General features: G+C 74.4%; 1 protein-coding gene. It reads left to right on the top strand.

What is annotated here, in order from left to right; all coding sequences use genetic code 11:
- Positions 1 to 169: 169 nt before the first annotated feature.
- Positions 170 to 1,189 carry an alpha/beta fold hydrolase gene (locus HYE82_RS36580; RefSeq protein ID WP_179178528.1) on the top strand — a complete coding sequence of 340 codons (1,020 nt, stop codon included), beginning with the start codon at positions 170 to 172 and terminating at the stop codon, positions 1,187 to 1,189.
- The last annotated feature ends 119 nt before the right edge of the window (positions 1,190 to 1,308 follow it).

Here is a 1,308-nt window from a genome sequence, read left to right on the forward strand (position 1 = left end):
GGCCGCCGCGGGGTGACCGGATCGCCGCGGATCCGGTGTTCCGCCCGGCGGTCCGCGGATTGTCCCGTTCTCGCCCGAGGTGGGGGGTGGCGCGTGTCACGCCTGGCGTCAGGCCGGTTGGCCGGATATCGCCCGGACCCCCGGGTTACTCAGGCGTAATGTCCGCCGCATGAGTGACACAAGTGAAACGAGTGACACAACTGGTGTGCCGTCCACGGACGGGAACGCCGGACGGTCCCGCCGCACCGTCCTGAGGGCCGCCGTGGCCGGCGCCGGCGCCGGCGCCGTGGCGGCGGTGGGCGCGGGGGCCACTGCCGCCGAGGCCGCCTCCCGGCCCGCCCGCGCGGTCACCTTCGTCATGGTCCACGGTGCCGGCAGCAACTCCTACGGCCTGGCGACGTGGGCGGCCGAGCTGGGGCTGCGCGGACACCGCGCAGTGGCGGTCGACCTGCCCGGGCACGGCTCCGGCGCCTACTTCCCGCTCTCCTACCAGGCTCCGCAGGACCTGGAACGGCTGCGCACGGAGCCCTCGCCGCTGGGCAAGGTGACGCTGAAGGACTACGCCGACCACGTGGAGGCCGTGGTGCGCAGGGCCCGCCGCAACGGCCCGGTGGTCCTGGTGGGCCAGAGCCTGGGCGGGGCGACCGTCAACGCAGTGGCCAACCGGATTCCCGAGCTGATCGACCACCTGGTCTACGCCTCGGCGTTCTGCCCCGCCCAGCGCAAGACGGTGCTGGAGCTGATGTCGGCTCCGGAGGCGGCGACCAGCATGCTGTTCCGGATGACCGCCGTGCCCACCCCGCCGGAGCTGGGCGTCAACCGGGTCAACTGGCGTTCCAACGACCCGCAGTTCTTCGCGGTCTGCAAGGAGGCCTTGGGCGCCGATTACACCGACGCCGAGGTCCGGGCGGTGATGAACACCCTCGAACCGGACGAGGCGGCCTCGATCTCGGTCTCCGACGCGCATGGCCTGCCGGAGCAGTGGGGGCGGATCCCGCGCACGTTCCTGAAGTTCACCGAGGACCGGGCGATCCCGCCGGCGCTCCAGGACCTGATGATCCGGGAGGCCGACGAGCTGACCCCGGGCAACCGGTTCCGCGTGCGTCCGCTCGCCGCCCCGCACGCCGGTCCGCGCGACCCGGCGGTGGTGGCGGGCGAGCTGGAGCTGGTGGCCCGGCTCTGCCTCTGAGCCGGACCAGCGGGCCGGATCACCGGGATCACCTGGCCGGGCCGGTGAGCCGGCGCCGCGGCACCGGCCACGCACCGGCCCCGCCTGCGCACGCGCGTCGGCGGGGGCCGGGCGGGAGG

This window comes from Streptomyces sp. BR123, from assembly GCF_013401435.1.
Classification (GTDB): Bacteria; Actinomycetota; Actinomycetes; order Streptomycetales; family Streptomycetaceae; genus Streptomyces.